Origin of the sequence: Brucella oryzae (genome assembly GCF_041929965.1) — a bacterium.
Classification (GTDB): domain Bacteria; phylum Pseudomonadota; class Alphaproteobacteria; order Rhizobiales; family Rhizobiaceae; genus Brucella; species Brucella oryzae.
In genome coordinates this window covers 13,018-30,644 of record NZ_JBHEEO010000035.1, presented here as the reverse complement: position 1 = coordinate 30,644, position 17,627 = coordinate 13,018, and the positions used below count along the sequence as shown (strand labels likewise).

Here is a 17,627-nt window from a genome sequence, read left to right as displayed (position 1 = left end):
CTCTTCGGCATCGCAAAAGAGAATCATGATTTGCCAAAATCAGGAATCCCATAGCCATGAAATATCGATGCGGAACTCACGATATGCACAGTGTTTAATTTTTCTGACTTGGAATCAGAAACAGGGTCTTGGCCACCAAATTTGCCCCGCTTACCAAAAATTTCCAGCCAAAGGCCCTCACCCATCACTGTTGCAAGAGCGCTCACCAAAACTATGCTGGACGCTTCCTGAAATCGCAAACGGTGGACCAGACCAGGCGCATAGCTCAATAGCCCGCCGACGATAGCCACAGCCAAAAGCGCAAACCAACTCAAAAAAGGTTTATGAAATCCGAGTGACGCAGCACCCACGAAAGCCGTAGCAGCAGCATATCCAGCAATTCGTAACAAGTTTCGATCGTCAACCAGCATTAATCCCTCCAGTTCTCGTTGATCATCTTCGTTCATCAGATCCTATCATTCGATATGAAAGCGTCCAATTCACACGACCTCTCATTGCCACTAGGCTTTACTCTGGATCAGGACGTCGATTTGAGGAATTGCACAGTCGAAACGGCGAGCACGACCGGCGCCAGAATGGGAGAGATAGCAAAGGTCAGTGGAAAGACGATCCATTGACCGCTTCTGGACGTGTAGAACGTGTTTCGCGACCATATGGCGACTATTTCCGCAAGAGGGCCGGTAAACAGGGCTGCAAAGCACAGCCCTATGAAAATGACCGGAATTGTCATGGCAGTCCCGATATGTCCCTGCAGGAGGAGTAGGAACAGCGTCGCGGCGATCAGAAGCCCGGCGAGCGCAGCGCGCCGGGCATAGATCCGCCGCGAAAGCCTGGGGCTGCTAACCGCGTTCGCAAACGCTTGCCAGCCCTCCCCTACCCGGCCGCCGGGCATTAGCCCTGGGCGGCCGCCTGTTCGGCCGCGCGAGCTCGAGGGTCTATGCCCTCGTCAAGTTCTTTCTGAAGTGCGCCAAGTGCCAGTTCCAGGACCTCGGCAATCGCGTTGCATTCGAGGCGGTCGGCAAACTCATAGATCAGGTTGTTCGTCTCGACCTTCAGCTTCACGGCAAAGGGAGTGTTACGATTGGTGGTCCGTTTTCTACCACGGCGACGTGCTTCGCCCTCTCCTTCTGATGCTACTGGCGCTACCGGGGCGGCCGGTGCAGGTAGGGAGTCGGGTTTCGGGGAAGGTTTCGGCTCATTGCGGGTCTGTTCCGGTGCATGACGCGTCTTGAAACCGGTTGCCTCGGCAAGCTTTTCCACGGACGCCTTTGCAGCAGGATCGGCCTTCTTGGCCTCTGGTTTAAACTCATCCAGATCAAGGCGAATATTGTGCGTGCTCATGTGCGGTGCTCCTTCAGCAAGGCGATGATTTCACCGGTGAACGCGGCGGCGTTAGCCCGAGCCTTCTCAAGTGAGGGAACCTGATCTTCGGTCAGGTTCTCCAGTGTCCTGCCGTAGTTGAAGATGCCCCTGAAGGCTTCTCGTTCGATCAAGCTGGTTTCGAGAAAGCCGATTCCTGCTTCCTCGAATTGCGAGCCGATATCGCGAGCGCTGCGCGTAATATATGCGGCTGGCGTGCGAGCCCAAAATACTCGTGCAGGCATTGTCTTCCCACTGCTTTTACCCTGTCTGAGGATGAACTTCAGGGTTTTGGCCGCTTCGTTGGCATCGAGTTTGGACGGCTGCAACGGGATAAGTATCAGATCGCTTTGGGTCAGCGCGTAGCCGGTCGATAGGTTTGCCGAGCCTTCGAGATCGACAACCACAAACATATGCTTGGCGGATTGTTCTTCGATCGTCTCGATGATGTTGTCCTCATGTACATCGCCGATCACCGTCAACGATTTGGGATGAACCGCCTCTGTGGCCCAACCGACAAGCGGCTGATTGGGGTCGGCGTCGATCATGCATACCGAAGCGCCCTGCTCTGCGAGTACGGTCGCAAAAAGCGTGGCGCTTGTGGTTTTTCCACCGCCGCCTTTGGTGGTCATGAAGGAAACGACAGCCATACGATCATCTTCCGTATCTATTTGCTATTCGGATAGTGGACGCATCCGAAACCATGCGAATGTCTTCACTATCGGTTTTATCATTGGATTATGAACGGATGGTAAACGCAATTCCTACGTTTCGCAAAGGTTTTATTATGGTATACCTATTTAAAACCTATGGAAAACGTTTTGCTTATATATTCCATTGGGAAGTGAATGCGAAGCAAAAAAATAGCCGCTTATTCAGCGGCTAATGGGAGACTGCCCGCCTGTGTCTCGACAGGTTCGGGCTCCGTTACTGCCGGAGCCTTCTGAGCGGGTATCGGGGGAGGGGAGGGGGAGCGGCGATATTCGAATCCGTAGTCTACGGCTTCGCGATAACGTCTCTGATAGAACGCCGGCCTCCTATGACCCGCAAAGGTGGCCCTGATCGTCCTGAGAGCACTCGGGAAACGATATCCAGCCCGTTCAACGAGCCAGAACACAAGCATTGCTGCCAGGAGAAGAACGGCGGTCCAGACCGCAAGATGGACCGCCAGAAGCAGGAAAAAGAAGACCAGGCGGGCATCAAAGATCATGAGACGGGGTTCTCGCATGGAGTCGCGCCAATGGACCTTTCTTTTGAAGCGGTTGCCGTCTTCGAATTCCTGTTCACTCATCGCGTAGCAACCGAATTAAGCGTGGCCTGAACGTTGGGTACGCCCTGCATGAATAGGACGCCAATGGTGTAGCCGCTGCCAAGCTTGACGAGCGGTCCACTCGGGGCCATGTCCTCGATTTCGCTGGCGAGCTGATCGCCAACACGGCCAGCGCCGGCATATAGCGCGTCCTTCAGCTCGGTTTCGCGATCAACGACAGTCGTGGAGTTATTGCCAATGATGATTTCCTGGCTTGGGCGCGACATGGTTTCGCCAAGGCCGGAAATGAAGGCACCGGCAAGTCGCGGCCCGTAGCGGGCAAGCCACCGATGATCTACGTCTGATTTGACGGCGATGGAGCCTTTGGCACCATCAACGGCATATGCCGAGATCGGTACTTCCGTGCCATCGGCCATCACAAGGCGGCTGAATTCGACAATCAATGCGTTCGTGTTGCGGTTTTGCTGAAATGACCCGAGCATTCGAGCGCGATAGAGAGGGCCTTTTTGGAATATCTCGGCGACGACGGGACCGGGCGTATCGGAGTCGGACGCATTGACGGTGCGTGCAAAGAGGATCTGACCGGCTTTGATCAGCATGTTTGCGCCGTCGACAACGCCACCATTGCCAGAAAGGGCGGCCTGTCGTGCTGCCTCGGCCTCGGCCTGTCGCTGTTCGGGCGACTTGTAGAGCGTCTGATTGAGAACGATCGTATTAACTGATCCCTTGGGAGACCATTGCGACGCTAAGCTTGCAGCTTGGGCGGCCATCGCACCGGCAAGCGTATTTATGTCACTGTAGTCATCCGGGGTCATGGCCTGTCGGCGGTCAGGAGTGAAATTCTCAACCCGCTGCGTCGGAACTTCGTTGGCAGGAGCCACCGGACGTTGGCGAGGGTAGGGCTCCTTCGTGACGTCGCGAATATCGTCAATATTGCGCAACGGTTCGTCTGGCGTAGCGAGGAAGCTGCCCCCGCTTTGATCAGCCGTTTGCGCGCCCTGCTGGTTAACCGCATCAAGCGATTGCTGATACCGTTCGGAATCGGCCTGCTGCTGTCCGGCTGGCGTAGCATCGACATTGGGGCCACGCGAAATACGGGATGGTGCAAGGTCGCTTTGCTTGAACATGGAGTAGCCGACATAGCCGACGGCTGAGGCGAGCAAACCGATTACGACGTAGGTCTGAACTCGTGATCCGCGTTTGCGGCCCGAACGGTTGACGGTTGCTGCACCGGCCAGGTCCGGAGCGGCGTCCTCGCGCTCGGCCGAATTCTTAGCGTTTTCGTCGCTTGCGTCGCTCATTGGGAAATCCTCACTCTGGAAATCGTGCCATTGCGCGAGATCAGCACAACGGGGGAGGGCTTGATTTTCACGGCATGGACGCCTCCCGGTCCCGTCAGCATGGCTTGTGGGGACGGGGAGGTGTATGTGTCAGATGTCCGGAGATAATAGGCTCCATCGAGAAGCCAGGCCTCAACATTGCTGTCAGATGTCCGCAATTTGATTGCCGATCTTGGTAGATCCGCACCTTGTGCGAAGGCCATCATCGTCCCGTTGGAAGGCGGTTCTTTAACGGAAACTTCCGTCGGCGAGACCGCGGCATTTGGGCCGTACCCCTCAACGGTGATGTCACGGCGGAAATGCGTCTTGGTATCGCTTGTCTCGAGATTGATCACGATCGGGCGATCTTCCTCGACAAGCGAGATTATCAGGTTCGAATAGCCGTGCGTCACGAGCGGCGTGACTGCGATCTGGTTCGAACCTTCCTGCAGCGCATAGACTTGGAAAGAATCGGCTCGACCAACGACAAAGCTGGCAATCGGCCATGCTTTGCCTGTGCGGTCGTAGAAAGCCATTACCGATACCGTGTTTGGCGTCGTGTACAGGGTTTGGAGCGCCTGATTCGACTTGAGCGACATACGCACGGAATCAGATATTGGCCGTGCTCTGAAACCGCTTGGCGGCATCGCCGCGGCCTTCTGGCTTTCATCGACCCTACGCCGATAATCGCGGATGATTTCCGGAGACATCGGCATTAACGACTGAACAGTTGCGCCATAGGCCGTAATCTCTTCTGGCGTCAGGGGACGGTCCAGTTCGGAAAGTGACTGCATCAGACGGCGGGCGCCGATGATCGGGACATTCGGGGCTTGTCGTGGCTGGCGTTGCGCGGCCTGTCCGGGCATTGCTTCGCCGTATTTGGAGTATGCAGGTTGGCCTTGCCCTTGAGTTTCCTGCTCGTCGGCAGGTTGAGATACCTGCTCTTGTTGCTGAGGCTGTTGGACAGGCAGTTCGGCGGCGGCCTCTGGCGTTGGAGGCGTGTATGTTTGCGCAGGCTGAGCAGCCTGTTGAGCAAGTGCGGACCCACTCAAGGCAAGGAGAAAAGCGATATTGCCGGCGAACATTCTCATCAAGCACCTCCGGGGGCCGCGAGGAAGCGGGAGATAGCCGCGCCGCGCGGGTGTTCATAGCTTTGCAAACGCTGCAGGGTGATCGTGACCATCAAATTTTGGCCTGTCACTTCCGATGCAGACTGATAGGTGACGCGTACCGGCATCTGAACGATCCACTCGTAGACGCCATTGGCATTGACGCCTTCTCGCACGATAACTGCGCGTTGTGCGATCGCAGTCGTGTTGAGACGGCGGTTTTTCACAAGTTCGAGCGTTCCGGATTTCTGAACAGCATCAACGAATGAATTCCAGCCTTGCGGCTTGGTGAAATACTGCTGCGCGTCCTGAAAATCCTGCTGGTACGTGGCGAATGAATAGGTAAAGGACCGGGTGACGGCTTCTGCCGCATAGGTCGCTATCTCAGCGGCGCTCAAATGTGGTTGATCGAGCGGTATGAGCGGCTGAATGCGCCCGTCGGCTGTCGTTGCGAAATATCGCGGCTCCGGCCTTGTCAACGCGAGGCTAACCGCCGCCAGGACGGCGATCACGGCGACGACAAGCAAGGCAAGGGCGATGATGCTCATGCGACGATAGGCGGTCCGATAAACGTCCGCCCGCATGAGGATTGTTTCGATCTGGCCGTAATCGGCGTTCTGGCTCATTGGGCGGCGGTTCCGGCGTTGTTGGCGGTAGCGGCTGGCTGCGCGTCGGGGAGAGCGGTTGCTAGTTGTGCATCATTGAGAGCGCCAAAGGCGAACTGAGCACCTTCCTTCGTGCGATAGAGATAAAATGGGGTTCCGGGAACGCCATTGAGACGCATCCAATCGACATTGCGTTGCATAGCTGCGACCACGGCGTTGTCGAAGTTCTTCGGATCGACCTTCGGCGCTGGCTTGCCCGATCCGATCACGGATGCGAGCTGGTCACGCAAGCTCGTAGCAATATCCTCCTGATGCATGATTGAAGCCGCGATCTGCGCGGCCTCGGGCGAAAGGATCGGGGCCATGATGACGCGCAGGTCAATCGTGTTGTCATCGATCCGCTGCTTCAGATGCTCGAACGACCATGCGCAATGCGGGCAGGTGGGATCAACGAAGACGTAGACGAGAGGCGAACCGGGCTTTGGCTTATTGGCAGGGAACCACATAGCGAAATCCTGAGCCTGCTGCATAAGCTGTTCAATGCTGGCTGCCTTGGGAACGTCTGGAACGGTTTGCGAGCCCACCGATGCGAGCTGTTGCGGAGGGGTAGCGGTTTGCGCCTGCTGTTGCGGCTGAGCCTCTGGTGGCGGCGTTGCGGCGGTAGGGGCCTGCGTGGATTGAGCGGCTTGCGTTGCGGGTGCTGCCGATGCAGCGACCGAATTGTTGCTTGCTGGCCTCTCAACAGACGGGGTAGCCGAAGCAGCCTGTTGCGGCTCTGCCGTGGATGGTTGTTCAACCGGGGCAGGGGAGGACTGTCCGATTTGTGGTGCGGCGGCCGCGGCCGCTATCTGCGCGGCGGTTCCTACTCCGGGAACCGACCGGATAACATTAGCGGCAGCCTGAGAGGTCGTCGTTGATGAGGTGGCTGGCGACTGCGGATCGAACGGCGAAGGTTCCGGTGTGACGGTTGGTGTGGTCGCCAGAAGAGCGGCGGAAATGTCTTCACCCTGCGGGCCGACGATGCGACCGTAAATCGTCAGACCGTCCGGTGTGGTGAGCGCGATTTGCTGGCCGCCATCAGCAGTTGGAACCGCCCATGCGTTCATCCCGGCAATTTGCATGAGCGGGCGAACCTTCGACGCGTCCTTGAAAAGGACCTGCGTTGTATAGGGTGAAGATGAGACCGAGCAGCCCACAAAATTCTGCTGCCAGAGATTCAATTCCGCCTTGGCGGGCAGACCTGTAGCGAAAATGGCACATGACGCGAGGAGGATTTTGTAGGCATTCATTCCCGCATTTTCCTTTTGCTTTATATTGCAATATCGTCTGAATATGCCATAAAGAGTCTCATTGTCACCCCCAAAAGGCCACAATCGAAAATTGTTCGATTCGTGTTGTCGAAAGCACACGCAGAGCACAAGATGAGTATAGGCAGGCATGATGACAATCTATCTCGGCTACCTACGGAGGATAGCGACAGAGGCATGCTATTCCGGGTAGTCTTGATAGTCGGAATTTGTGCAATTGCTGGTGGCGGACTATATTTTGCTGCGGGTAGTGCGCACGGCGAAAAATCAGATTCAGTCAAAATAGAAAAAACATCTACGCCAACCCCGATTGAGCGTGAAATTATTGCGTTAAAACGTCAGGTAGCTGATTTGCGTGCCGACAACGATGCATTGCGTGCGGAGGTCACAACGCTGACTTCGCAGAACGGCGTTGTGGATACGATCATCACGCATCTGCGAGAACTCAAGGCACAGGATCAGGCAATTATCGGCCTGATCCAGCCGGGAGGAAACGGCTATTCCGCTCAAGCTGGCAATGACGGGGAAGCTCCGGCAGACGAGGCGGTTTTCGGCAATGCCCGACATCAGATTGTGACCCCGAAGGCGAAGGCACCACCCGTTCCAACTCCGAAGCCGGAAAAGGTAGCGGAAGCGAGCGCCGCCGGAGATAAACCGAAAGAGGATGCTGCGGCGACGCAGTAAAATGGGTGAGCCATGGGCGGAAACGGTGAAGCACTGAATGGCTTGGTGGGATTGGTTCAGCGGCTCGCTGACCTGATCCCGCCGGCACAGGCGCTTGTTGCCGCGACATGCTTCATTATCGGTATTGTTCTGGCTCTATCATCTATCCACGGGTTCGCGTTAGCGAGCGAACGTCGCTCGTCTGGTCAATTCATTGGGCGAGGTGATTCTGTAGTTTGGGCGCCAACGGCAGGGATCATCACTGCCGTCCTGCTAATTTCCCTGTCATCTACAATATCGGCATTCCTGATGTCGTTTTTCCAGGTGGACGAGACGGTCGCAGCCTCGGAAATTTTTGCTTACGCGCCAGAAATGCTCGCTCCGCTCGATCATGAACAAGCACGGTCTGTTCTGATCGCTCTCCTGCGGGTTGTCCAGTTTATCGGATTACTCGGATTCATACGCGGTCTGCTGATGTGCAACAGGTCTGTAACTGCGCATTCGCCGGGCCTTCTAGGCTTCGGCATCGCACACCTAATCGGCGGCACACTCGCGATGAATATCGTGATGTTCGTCGGCTATATCGAAGAACTTGTGCTCGGCTAAGAAAGGAAAGCACTTATGAAGAAGGCATGGATACAAACGGCGGCACTCTTTGCCGGGACGTTTGCTTACCAGACCATGGCGCTCGCTCAATCGAGTGGCGGCCTTGGCGAAGTTCTGACGAATGTTCGCAATGATACGCTCGGCCCTGCCGGTGACTTCCTCGGCGCGGCTTCGTTCATCATTGGTGTTGTGTTCGCCATGCTGGCGATCAACAAGCTGGTGCAGCACAACCGCAACCCGCATGATACGTCTTCAAGGCCAGCTACGGCGATCTGGTTCGGCGTTGCGGCCGCACTGTTCATTGCCGTTCCGGAATTCCTCGGCATGGGTGTGACGACGTTCTTCGGCTCTGGTGCCGATACCACGTCGGTTGACGGAACCTTGCGGTCGATCAACTGATGATGGGAGGGATCGGAATTCTGGACACGCTGGCGGCTGTTATCGGTCGGTCGGCGCTGCGGAAGTCGCTGGACGGCTATTGCCGGCTTGTGACATCTGAAGGCGAAAACATGCTTGTTGCCGATGACGGTTCGTTGGTGACGGTATTTCGGCTTGAAGGCTTCCGGTCCATGCCGGGCGAGAAGGAAATCAGCAAGGCGGTGACGGATCTCCGCCTTGCCTTCAGCTCGCAATTGGGAACTGCCGGCTATACGCTTCAGTTCTGGTTCGGGCACACCCCGGAACTAGGTGCGGCCGACATCAATCGTGCACTTGCGGTAACTGAAGGCGTTGCGGCCGATACGGGCCTCGATATTCACGATCTCATAGACGAGCGGCGGCAATTGTTGCCGAAACGTCTGACCGGCGAGCGTTGTTTCATGGCGCTGTGGTCGCGGCCTACCTTGCTCACGCGCCAAGAGCTGAAAACCAGTTCGGAAAAGGCCCGCAAAGATATGCAGGGTGCGCCGCAAATGCGGCATGCACAGTGGCCGGCGCTGGCGATCGACGCCCTCGTTACAAGGCATCGCTCCTTCTGCGAGGCTATGGTGCGAGAAGCCAACATTGTCGGTATCGAAATCGAGCCGCTGGAAGTGCATGAGGCCCTGTCGCAGATCAAAGGCGTGCTGAACCCGGAATATCTGATCGCGGGGGATAGCTGGAAGGCGATCTTACCCGGAGATTATGCGCGGGCTCGTATGCCCAAATCTGTCAAAGAACTCAAGAAAAGCGAGGTTTCGAACCTCCTTTGGCCGTTGCTTTCTCGACAGCTCATCAATGAGCATGGCGAAATCATTGACCAAACGACGGTGCAACTTGGTGAAACAGTCTTCTCCGGTTTCGACATATCGCTTGGACCGGAAGTCGTTGTGCAATTCAATGACCTGATCCGGAGGGTGCTCGACAGCAATCAACGCATTTCCTGGCGGATGTCGATGCTGATCGATTCCGGCGGTTTCCAAGGGCAGATGTTCAAGGAAACATATACGAATATCATGACGTGGACCGCACCGATCCACAATTCACGCATCAAGAAGGCTTTCGAGAAACTGCGTCTTGATGACGGCGCGGATGATACCGTCGTTCGGTGGCGCTGCTCGTTTGCAGCATGGGCGCCAAAGACGGATATAGAGACGCTGCAGCGGCATGTGGCGACCCTGCGGCGGACGGTAGAACGATGGGGCAACTGCCAGACGGACGCACTGGTCGGAGATCCCGTCCAGTGCGTGATGTCGTCGGCTCTAGCGCTCAATGCACAATCGACAGCACCGGCGGCCGCCGCCAGCCTTGCCGACGCTTTTGCCCTTGCGCCGATCGCACGACCTGCAAGCCCATGGCAACAGGGTTCCGTCATGTTCCGGACGAAAGACGGCAAGCTGTGGCCGTATCAACCCGGTTCCTCGAAACAGTTGGGCTGGGTTGACCTGATCGTCGGCACGCCGGGTTCCGGCAAATCGGTCCTGATGAATTCGATCAATCTCGGCGTGGCGTTGTCACGCCAGTCAGGTCGAAGCAGGTCTAACGAGGGCCTGTTGCCGCGTATTTCGATTATCGACATTGGTCCATCGTCGTCAGGCCTGATCAGCCTCATTCGCGATGCTCTACCGGTCCAGCGCCGCCATGAAGCCGTCTTTCATCGGCTGAAAATGTCGGAACAATATTCGGTCAACCCGCTCGACCTGCAACTGTGCATGCGTCACCCCTTCGAATATGAGCGAGCTTACCTTGTAAACCTGCTCTGCCTCATATGTACCCCGGACGGTGAGGAGGCGACCTATGACGGTATCAGTGCGCTTGCGGGCGCAACGATCGACGAAGCCTATAAGTTCTTCAGCGATAGCCGCTCACCGAAGCGCTATTCCAAATCCGATTCCTTCGAGGTTGACGCCGCGCTCGAAGAGCTTGGTTTCGAGATTGACACCGCGACGACATGGTACGAGATCACCGACTATCTGTTCTCGAAGGGGAGATATCATGAGGCTGCACTAGCGCAGCGCTATGCCGTCCCGACCTTGGCCGATCTCGTGAATGTCTCTAACTCCGAAATCGTACGAGAGCCATTCCGAGATATGAAGGCACCAACCGGCGAGGATGTGCTGAAAGCTTTCCAGCGCATGTTGACGGCGGCGTGCCGCGATTATCCGATCCTGGCCCGACCGACGCGGTTCGATGTTTCGAACGCCCGCATCATCGCGTTCGACCTTGCCGGCGTAACCGCGAAGACAGGTCCACACGCCAAGCGACAGACCGCCATCATGTATATGGTCTCGCTTCAGACCCTGACCACCGATTTCTGGATGGATGCTGACGAGATCCGTGCTCGTGATCTAAGCGACGAGGTTCGCGCCTATCATCTTCAGCGGATCGAGAACAACCGGCAGATGGGCAAGCGCCTCTGCGTCGACGAATATCATTTGACTGGCGGCCTGGACAGCTTCCGCGACCAGATGATCAATCTCGGCCGCGTCGGTCGTAAGGCCGGCGTGCAAATCACGCTTGCGTCTCAGCTTCTCGAAGATTTCGACACGAGCATTCAGAAACTCGCCAACAGCTTCTGGTTCTGTAACGTGCCGACGGAGGAATCTATCCGTCAGATTGCATCGACCTACAATCTTACCCCATCGATCATGGACATTATGCGCGGGCTTCGTGGTCCGATCGAAGGGGAGGGCGCACCGCTGCTGGCGATGCTGAACCTGCGGTCAGGCACGTATGTCCAGCACGTATTCAACCAGCTCGGCCCGATTGAAATTTGGGCGCTCTCAACGACGGCTGAGGACACCTCGCTACGCACGATGCTTTACGAAAGCCTCGGTTCGAAGGCAGCCCGGCGCATTCTCGCGCGCCGTTTCCCTTCAGGTTCGGCAAAGGACACGATCGAGCGCCGTCTTGCAGACATGGAAGATCGTGGCGTCGCAATTGATGACAAGGTTCGGGGCAACGCAATTCGCCAGCTCGCGGACGAACTGATCAAGGAGGCCTCGTGATAAAGGCAATTACAGCCGCGCTGTTGGCAAGCGCGATTGGTAGCGTTGCTCTGGCTCAGTCCAACATTGACGACCTGGTGACGGAAACCATCAATTTCGAAAAGCAGGACTCGGATGCGACGGCGACGGCGCGGAAAATGTATGGGCGTGATTTTCGTATCGTGCAGGCAAAGCGCGTCTGGCTCGAAGAACCGACAGATGGTTACGACCAGATGGTGGTCTTGCTCGGCGAGGCCCGCGGTTGTGCGACCGGGTGTTTCGTGTCCGCTTTGTACTATGACGATAAACAATGGCTTGAGGTTTGGCGGGTGCCGGGCAAGTCCGTTGGGCTTGGTCCCGTTGCAGCGACGGGCATGAAGCCGCTCTATGATGGTCATCGCCTCTGGCAATGGTCGGGAACGGCTTATATGGCTCAACCCGTACCCCAAGAGCGCAAGAACAGAACTCCGACAGAAGATGAGCTGAAGGCCGCAACCGAAGCGCTGAAAGAGCGCTTCAAGGGAGGGTCAGAACCGCTCGAGCCGTCGAATGTTCTCGCTCAAGACGTCAATATTAAGGATGGTGACGAGACCGCTATTCTGGTGCGGTCAAATTACTATTGCGGCAATTCGGCGTGTCCCGTGATCTTTCTCGATGGGAAAAAGCAGCTCATCGACGTTCTCGAAGCATGGGGACCAGATTTTTCAGTCATTGACGAGCGTGACGACAATAATCGTCATCTGATCGAAGTCGCGACGCAGGACGGCGTTGTGACCTATTCGCTTGGCGACAAAAACCCGCGCTCCGTCATCAACGCCATGAAGATCACGATAGCGGGGCAGAAGCGATGAAACGCTCGATTATGGTCATACTGTGCTTGGCATTGCTGCAGCCGTTTACTGCGTGGGCGGACTATAATGAAAACACGTCCAAGCTCGAAGGCGGCAACTCCTATTCAATCTTCAACGGAAACGGCGGTAGTGCCGTCGGTCGTTATCAGATCACGGCCGGCACATGGGAATCTCTCGGATATTTCAAATATACGGGTAGTGGTTCCACCGGCAATTGGAACAATTATGTCGCTACCGACAAGGCCAGAGCCGCAGGCGTCAATAGCCTGAATGATCTTCGCTATTCGAGCGCGGGGGCCGCTCTTCAAGATGCGGCGAATATGGAGCTCGCTTCCCGCAATTGGTCATCCCTGAGCAGTCAGGCGCGCGGCCTCGTCGGACAGACGATCAACGGTGTCGAGATCACCCAGGACGGATTGCTCGGCGCGGCTCACTTCCTCGGCGCCGGTGCGCTCAACGATTGGGTCGCCAGCGGCTTTGACCCCTCTGTCTTGCCTGCCTCGTATCTGACGGCGAATGGCTTCTCCTCCTATGCAGAGCTTCAAGCTCACTTGCTGAAACGCATGGCGGCCATGAACGGTCAATCCTTCGCAGGTTTGGAGGGCGGATTAGGCGGAGAGACTGGCGGCGGCATGTACGACCAGACCGAAGGGTTCCCCGGAATCGGCACAAAACGGCCGATTCTCATCCGAGAAATCCCACCATTCCAAGGGGAGAAAGCAACGCTATGAGAATCATCCGACTTCTATCGGTCTGTGCCGTTAGTGGCCTGGCAATGGCGACCTCGCCGGCTCATGCAGACCAAATAGAGCAGCTTTTCAAAGATAGCGGCAAAGGCTGCGTCGATACGGTGAAAATCAACCTCGTCGAGGCCATTCGCGCGGGTATCGACAAGGAAGTGAAGCGCCATGAAGCAGCCCTTCAAAAGCCACCGTCACTGGATTCGCTCGGCTGCCTCGACAATCTGATGAAGGTCAATCTTGATTTTGCAATCCAGGTTCCGGACCTGAGCCAGATTTTCAATCAGGCTTTGTCGAACGCCGAACAGCAAATCTGCTCCTATGCGCAAGAGCAATGGAACAAGGTGACTGAACCGCTCCAGTCCGCGCTTCAATTGCCATCCTTCGATTCCTTGCAGTTGCCCGGCGGTATGGGCGGCGGGTCTGTGCCGACGTTGAACTATGATTACAAGGGCGGCTCGCTAAATATGGACCAGCCCTCGGTCAACAACTCCGGGCGGCGTGAGAATGACGGCTCGCTTTTGAATAATCTCTATAACGATCTCTATGGACCGGGAGGCCTGTGATGAAGGCAGTCATCAAATCGTTGCTGTTTGCTGGAACGGCTTTCGCGTCCCTTTCCGTCGGTAATGCGGCACTGGCCGCTTGCTCCTGCGGCGGTGTTCAAAACATCGTCTACCGCGCTCAGGAGAACATCAATTCTCATACGACTGACGTTGGCAACCAGATTGCGCAAACCATTCTGAAGGGCGTCGCGCAATTGAGTGCCTATCAGAACCGCGCGATCGAAGCTAACTCCCGGACCCAGGAAGCCGCTCAGATGGCAGAAACCATCCGTGAGCGCCAGAAGGCCCGAGCTGCAGCGGAAGGCGGTCGGTACGATCCGGCTACCTCGGCCTGCCTCGACTTGTCGGGCATCTTCAGCATGGGCAAGCCAGGGCAGGGGGTCGCGGGCTACGGCGGCAACGATGTTGCCAACGCATCCCGCAATTGGTCATACGGCAACGAGGATATTGGCAAACCGGTAACGGAAGGTGGGTTGGCGGTCGCAAACGCGATCATTGCAGACCGTGACGAGTTGAGGAATGTCGCCGGCTTCGCTGATCCGACTTCAGATGTTCGCCTCCTAACCGACGCGATCACTCTCGATACGTCGGATGGAGAAGTATCCAAGGCTTACGTCCGGATGATCAACAACATGGTCGATCCGATTCCGCCAAAGCCGATCACTCAAGCGGAAATGAGATCGCCGGCCGGCAGGGCGCAAGTTGCGGCTCGTCAGGTCGATGCTACCCGCCGTTCGGCAGCACATTCGATCTACAGCTATCTTGGTGACATTGCGGCTCCTACGGGTGGCAAAGAACTTGCGGATTGGGCGAAAAAAGCCGTGACGGAATCCTATCCCTACGAAGTAGGCGAGCATGTTTCCGAACTGCAGGCGGTAGATATTTTCGTCCGCTCCCGCTTTTCCAATCCAGAGTGGCACAAGGAACTGGCTGGCATGTCTCCCGCCGCTGTGCAGCGCGAACAACTGCTAACCCAGGCTCTCAACCTTCATGTCGATTGGATGAGGTTCAATCTCGAGCGCCGCCAAGCATCGGCAATTGCAGCGCTGTTGTCGAACAGCCTTGACGAGCGCGACAGTCGCACGACCGTAACGACAGCGAGCGCAGCGCAATGAGTGAGCAAGGTCGCATCCGTCGTTTCGCCTCTTGGAACCTGAAACGGGCTTTCGGCATCAAGGTCTTTTTCAACGCAGCATCACATGCTGCGGAAGATGCTGCCGACAATGTTCAGAACACGATCGACGAGTTGCGGCCGAAAGGCCGGTTGAAGGCGAGAAGCTTCGGAGATCGATATGCCGATGGCGGCATTCAGCGCTTCAAAGAACTGAGTGACGGGCTCGACGCAAAGGAAATAGATGCAGCGCTGGCGGCGTGGGACAGGGATTCCAGCATCTACATGGTAGCAGGTTGCATTGCACTCGCTGCTATCCCGGCTCTCTACGTTCTCGGCTATCGGTCCTTCTATCTTCTCATCGGCGGGTGCCTGGTGGCAGTCATCACCTTCGCTTTGGCGATGAAGGCTGACTTTCGGGCATGGCAGATCCGTCAAGGCCGGATCGGCGCTGTGCGCGATTACTTTAACGACCGTCTGCCTTCAAACATGCAGATCCTATCAAAGGACGATTAATCATGAACCGGGTGGGACTTCTCGCTACTTTTTGGATGATCTCGGCAAGCGTCGCGCACGCCGACGACATCAATATTGCCGATATCATCAAGGGCGAGGGAGACGCACGGTCCAATTCCTTCTTGAATATGATCTTTGGGCCGCTCTTCACCGGCCCTAACGACGAAACCCTCATTTCCTCGCTGATCGCGAATTTCAATGTTCTGTTCTTCGCGATTGCGGCAATCCTGTTCATCTACAATGTTGTCGTAGGCGTCACGGAAACCGCCCACGAGGGCGAGATACTTGGAAGACGGCATTCGGCAATGTGGGTGCCGTTGCGCACTATCCTCGCGGTAGGTGCCCTAATTCCCATGCCAACCGGATATAATGCCGCTCAGCATGGCATTGCCTACATGGTCAACGTGAGCACGGCCACCGCCTCATTCTTCTGGAATGAGACGGTCGATCTCATCGTTGAACAGCGATTGCCAGTCGTGGGCGGTGACTATGACGCCCTTGACGGTCAATTCTTGCAGGGATTGTGGCGGGCCGAACTTTGCCAGGCGGTGTACAATCTCGAAGTGTCCAAAGGAGGTGATGGACTAGACGGAATCTCGCGCGGGTCTTGGCGAACGGTATCAGGTGTACCGCAAATGGCATATAGCCTGCCGAATTCTTATGGTGCTTGTGGCATCGTCAGCCTGCCCGGCCAAACGACGGGTTTCCAGCGACTGGCTGAAGCTGCCGGCAAGTCCTATAACGACTACATTCAAGCCATGCAGCAAGCTGTTACCAAAACCGCTGACAGCTTCTCTGGCACTGCTGCGCAGCTCGCCCAGGCGATCAGCAAGCGTGAACAATTGCCGGCCTATCGTGATCTTCGCAAAGATCTCAACGACTGGCGCAAGCAGCACGCGGATATCCTGAAGCAATATATCGGTGATGATAAATTGCAGAAAGCCGGCAAAGACGTTGCGGAAGCAGATGATCCACTGCAGGTGACGCCCGTCGGAGATTCACAAAGCCAGGCACTAGCCGGCAATCTCAAGAACGGCGGCTGGTTGCAAGCGGGATTCTATTATCAGCTCATCGCACGGCTGTCGGCTGACTCTAATTCGGTAGCAACTGCGCTTCCGAAAGTGACGCCAGGAGGAGCGATCGGCGCCGCGTCGAATCCGGGTGGATCGGTGCGCAATGCGATTGCTTCCCAATACGCGGATAACAACTGGTACTTACTCGGCTCGGCTGACGGCGACGCCAAGAAGTTCCTCGACCAGATTTCGGCGACTTACAACGGTACCGTTGAATGGTGGAACGAAAGCGTCGCCAGAAGCGGGATCAGGGCGTTCGTAAATGAACGCGTCGCGTTCGCGGACAGCGGCGGCGATATTTCCGACTGGATGCCATCTGCTGGTTCGCTTTACGAGGCACTGGAGTTCCTTAATCCTATGAGGCCCACCAACGATCCAATGATCGGTCTCGTCACGTTTGGAACGCAGGTCACGTTCTATACGACCGCTGCGATCATCGCGTTGTCTGTCCTTGCAGTGGTGCCATACGTGGGAACCGGTATAACAGTCCTTTCGAACTTCGTCGGTTGGGTCATAAGTGGCATTGGGGCCATGGGCATGTTCCTTGCCTTCGTGCTTCCAATGGTTCCGATGGTGACATGGGTGATCGGAATTGGCGCGTTCTTCCTTCTGGTAATGGAAGCCATCTTCGCCGCCCCACTTTGGGCGATCGCGCATCTCTCTATGGAAGGGAAGGGGATGGGCGGCAGCCAGGCCCGGCGCGGTTATGTCATGGTGCTGGCGCTCACTCTGACGCCGGTCCTCATGCTTTTTGGGCTCCTCCTCGGAATGATCCTTTTCCGGATCATGGGTGTTCTCATTAATGGCGGGCTCTACTACGCTCTGACCTCTGCTCAATCACTCGTGGGAGATAGCTTTGTTAGCTTGGCATGGTTCCTTGGGATTTTTGTCGTCATGTTTTTCATGGCGGCGGTCTATCTCGTCATCATTGAGCGATCATTCTCCCTGATCGCAGAATTTCCGGGCCGGGTTTTCCGGTGGTTCGACCATATCGGCGACGACCTCGATGCACATTCTGCGATGCGAGCTAATATTGCAGCCATGGGTACAACCAAGGAACTCGGCCGACTTTCTGAAGGGGCGAAGCATATCCCAACTACAGTCGGAAAACTCCTGCCTCGGAAGTAA

The 17,627-nt window shown here is 56.3% G+C and carries 19 protein-coding genes; 10 read left to right on the top strand and 9 right to left on the bottom strand.

The window, feature by feature from the left end; translation table 11 throughout:
- Positions 1–23: 23 nt before the first annotated feature.
- From JNC70_RS21665 to JNC70_RS21625, 9 genes are all read right to left on the bottom strand, one after another.
- Positions 24–446: a hypothetical protein gene (locus JNC70_RS21665; protein ID WP_374788964.1), complete on the bottom strand. Its 423-nt coding sequence runs from the start codon at positions 444–446 to the stop codon at positions 24–26.
- A gap of 71 nt (positions 447–517) precedes the next feature.
- A complete protein-coding gene (locus tag JNC70_RS21660) occupies positions 518–892 on the bottom strand; it encodes a hypothetical protein (protein WP_100560345.1) in 375 nt (124 codons plus the stop codon).
- Positions 892–1,341, bottom strand: coding sequence for a hypothetical protein (locus JNC70_RS21655; RefSeq protein WP_100560343.1), 450 nt, complete (start codon positions 1,339–1,341; stop codon positions 892–894). Before JNC70_RS21655 ends, JNC70_RS21660 begins: the two co-directional genes overlap by 1 nt.
- Entirely contained in the window at positions 1,338–2,009 is a 672-nt protein-coding gene (locus JNC70_RS21650; protein WP_100560340.1) for an AAA family ATPase, read from the bottom strand. Before JNC70_RS21650 ends, JNC70_RS21655 begins: the two co-directional genes overlap by 4 nt.
- A 221-nt stretch (positions 2,010–2,230) precedes the next feature.
- Positions 2,231–2,569, bottom strand: coding sequence for an IcmT/TraK family protein (gene icmT, locus JNC70_RS21645; protein ID WP_245872472.1), 339 nt, complete (start codon positions 2,567–2,569; stop codon positions 2,231–2,233).
- 77 nt (positions 2,570–2,646) lie between these two features.
- Positions 2,647–3,930 carry a TrbI/VirB10 family protein gene (locus JNC70_RS21640; RefSeq protein WP_100560338.1) on the bottom strand — a complete coding sequence of 428 codons (1,284 nt, stop codon included), beginning with the start codon at positions 3,928–3,930 and terminating at the stop codon, positions 2,647–2,649.
- Complete coding sequence (locus JNC70_RS21635; RefSeq protein WP_374788963.1) at positions 3,927–5,033, bottom strand: DotH/IcmK family type IV secretion protein; 1,107 nt, start codon at positions 5,031–5,033, stop codon at positions 3,927–3,929. The genes JNC70_RS21640 and JNC70_RS21635 overlap by 4 nt, the downstream gene beginning before the upstream one ends.
- 5 nt (positions 5,034–5,038) lie before the next feature.
- Positions 5,039–5,683, bottom strand: coding sequence for a type IVB secretion system apparatus protein IcmL/DotI (locus tag JNC70_RS21630; RefSeq protein WP_100560336.1), 645 nt, complete (start codon positions 5,681–5,683; stop codon positions 5,039–5,041).
- Entirely contained in the window at positions 5,680–6,951 is a 1,272-nt protein-coding gene (locus JNC70_RS21625; RefSeq protein ID WP_157803365.1) for a thioredoxin domain-containing protein, read from the bottom strand. The genes JNC70_RS21630 and JNC70_RS21625 overlap by 4 nt, the downstream gene beginning before the upstream one ends.
- 369 nt (positions 6,952–7,320) lie before the next feature.
- Here JNC70_RS21625 and JNC70_RS21620 point away from each other — a divergent pair, with 369 nt between their 5' ends.
- The 10 genes from JNC70_RS21620 (at position 7,321) to JNC70_RS21575 (ending at position 17,627) form a co-directional block, all read left to right on the top strand.
- A complete protein-coding gene (locus tag JNC70_RS21620) occupies positions 7,321–7,653 on the top strand; it encodes a hypothetical protein (protein ID WP_112700681.1) in 333 nt (110 codons plus the stop codon).
- Positions 7,654–7,941: 288 nt separating this feature from the next.
- Entirely contained in the window at positions 7,942–8,238 is a 297-nt protein-coding gene (locus tag JNC70_RS21615; RefSeq protein ID WP_374788962.1) for a hypothetical protein, read from the top strand.
- A gap of 15 nt (positions 8,239–8,253) precedes the next feature.
- Positions 8,254–8,637, top strand: a complete 384-nt coding sequence (locus tag JNC70_RS21610; RefSeq protein WP_100560328.1) for a hypothetical protein — start codon at positions 8,254–8,256, stop codon at positions 8,635–8,637.
- Positions 8,637–11,663, top strand: coding sequence for a putative type IV secretion/conjugal transfer ATPase (locus tag JNC70_RS21605; RefSeq protein WP_100560326.1), 3,027 nt, complete (start codon positions 8,637–8,639; stop codon positions 11,661–11,663). The genes JNC70_RS21610 and JNC70_RS21605 overlap by 1 nt, the downstream gene beginning before the upstream one ends.
- Complete coding sequence (locus JNC70_RS21600; RefSeq protein WP_100560325.1) at positions 11,660–12,493, top strand: hypothetical protein; 834 nt, start codon at positions 11,660–11,662, stop codon at positions 12,491–12,493. The genes JNC70_RS21605 and JNC70_RS21600 overlap by 4 nt, the downstream gene beginning before the upstream one ends.
- Positions 12,490–13,224 (top strand): hypothetical protein, encoded by a 735-nt coding sequence (locus JNC70_RS21595; protein WP_100560323.1) that lies wholly within the window; start codon positions 12,490–12,492, stop codon positions 13,222–13,224. The genes JNC70_RS21600 and JNC70_RS21595 overlap by 4 nt, the downstream gene beginning before the upstream one ends.
- On the top strand, positions 13,221–13,799 hold the full coding sequence (locus JNC70_RS21590; RefSeq protein ID WP_100560321.1) for a hypothetical protein: 579 nt from the start codon (positions 13,221–13,223) through the stop codon (positions 13,797–13,799). The genes JNC70_RS21595 and JNC70_RS21590 overlap by 4 nt, the downstream gene beginning before the upstream one ends.
- Entirely contained in the window at positions 13,799–14,914 is a 1,116-nt protein-coding gene (locus tag JNC70_RS21585) for a conjugal transfer protein TraW family protein (RefSeq protein ID WP_100560320.1), read from the top strand. Before JNC70_RS21590 ends, JNC70_RS21585 begins: the two co-directional genes overlap by 1 nt.
- Positions 14,911–15,426 (top strand): hypothetical protein, encoded by a 516-nt coding sequence (locus JNC70_RS21580; protein ID WP_100560318.1) that lies wholly within the window; start codon positions 14,911–14,913, stop codon positions 15,424–15,426. The genes JNC70_RS21585 and JNC70_RS21580 overlap by 4 nt, the downstream gene beginning before the upstream one ends.
- Positions 15,427–15,428: 2 nt before the next feature.
- On the top strand, positions 15,429–17,627 hold the full coding sequence (locus JNC70_RS21575) for a DotA/TraY family protein (RefSeq protein WP_100560316.1): 2,199 nt from the start codon (positions 15,429–15,431) through the stop codon (positions 17,625–17,627).

Bases quoted from the DNA above. Each gene is read 5' to 3' on its own strand.
- JNC70_RS21640 (WP_100560338.1), bottom strand. From the start codon at position 3,930: ATGAGCGACGCAAGCGACGAAAACGCTAAGAATTCGGCCGAGCGCGAG.
- icmT (WP_245872472.1), bottom strand. From the start codon at position 2,569: ATGATCTTTGATGCCCGCCTGGTCTTCTTTTTCCTGCTTCTGGCGGTC.
- JNC70_RS21580 (WP_100560318.1), top strand. From the start codon at position 14,911: ATGAGTGAGCAAGGTCGCATCCGTCGTTTCGCCTCTTGGAACCTGAAA.
- JNC70_RS21615 (WP_374788962.1), top strand. From the start codon at position 7,942: ATGTCGTTTTTCCAGGTGGACGAGACGGTCGCAGCCTCGGAAATTTTT.
- JNC70_RS21575 (WP_100560316.1), top strand. From the start codon at position 15,429: ATGAACCGGGTGGGACTTCTCGCTACTTTTTGGATGATCTCGGCAAGC.
- JNC70_RS21590 (WP_100560321.1), top strand. From the start codon at position 13,221: ATGAGAATCATCCGACTTCTATCGGTCTGTGCCGTTAGTGGCCTGGCA.
- JNC70_RS21635 (WP_374788963.1), bottom strand. From the start codon at position 5,033: ATGTTCGCCGGCAATATCGCTTTTCTCCTTGCCTTGAGTGGGTCCGCA.
- JNC70_RS21585 (WP_100560320.1), top strand. From the start codon at position 13,799: ATGAAGGCAGTCATCAAATCGTTGCTGTTTGCTGGAACGGCTTTCGCG.
- JNC70_RS21630 (WP_100560336.1), bottom strand. From the start codon at position 5,683: ATGAGCCAGAACGCCGATTACGGCCAGATCGAAACAATCCTCATGCGG.
- JNC70_RS21605 (WP_100560326.1), top strand. From the start codon at position 8,637: ATGATGGGAGGGATCGGAATTCTGGACACGCTGGCGGCTGTTATCGGT.
- JNC70_RS21610 (WP_100560328.1), top strand. From the start codon at position 8,254: ATGAAGAAGGCATGGATACAAACGGCGGCACTCTTTGCCGGGACGTTT.
- JNC70_RS21625 (WP_157803365.1), bottom strand. From the start codon at position 6,951: ATGAATGCCTACAAAATCCTCCTCGCGTCATGTGCCATTTTCGCTACA.
- JNC70_RS21650 (WP_100560340.1), bottom strand. From the start codon at position 2,009: ATGGCTGTCGTTTCCTTCATGACCACCAAAGGCGGCGGTGGAAAAACC.
- JNC70_RS21660 (WP_100560345.1), bottom strand. From the start codon at position 892: ATGCCCGGCGGCCGGGTAGGGGAGGGCTGGCAAGCGTTTGCGAACGCG.
- JNC70_RS21665 (WP_374788964.1), bottom strand. From the start codon at position 446: ATGAACGAAGATGATCAACGAGAACTGGAGGGATTAATGCTGGTTGAC.
- JNC70_RS21595 (WP_100560323.1), top strand. From the start codon at position 12,490: ATGAAACGCTCGATTATGGTCATACTGTGCTTGGCATTGCTGCAGCCG.
- JNC70_RS21655 (WP_100560343.1), bottom strand. From the start codon at position 1,341: ATGAGCACGCACAATATTCGCCTTGATCTGGATGAGTTTAAACCAGAG.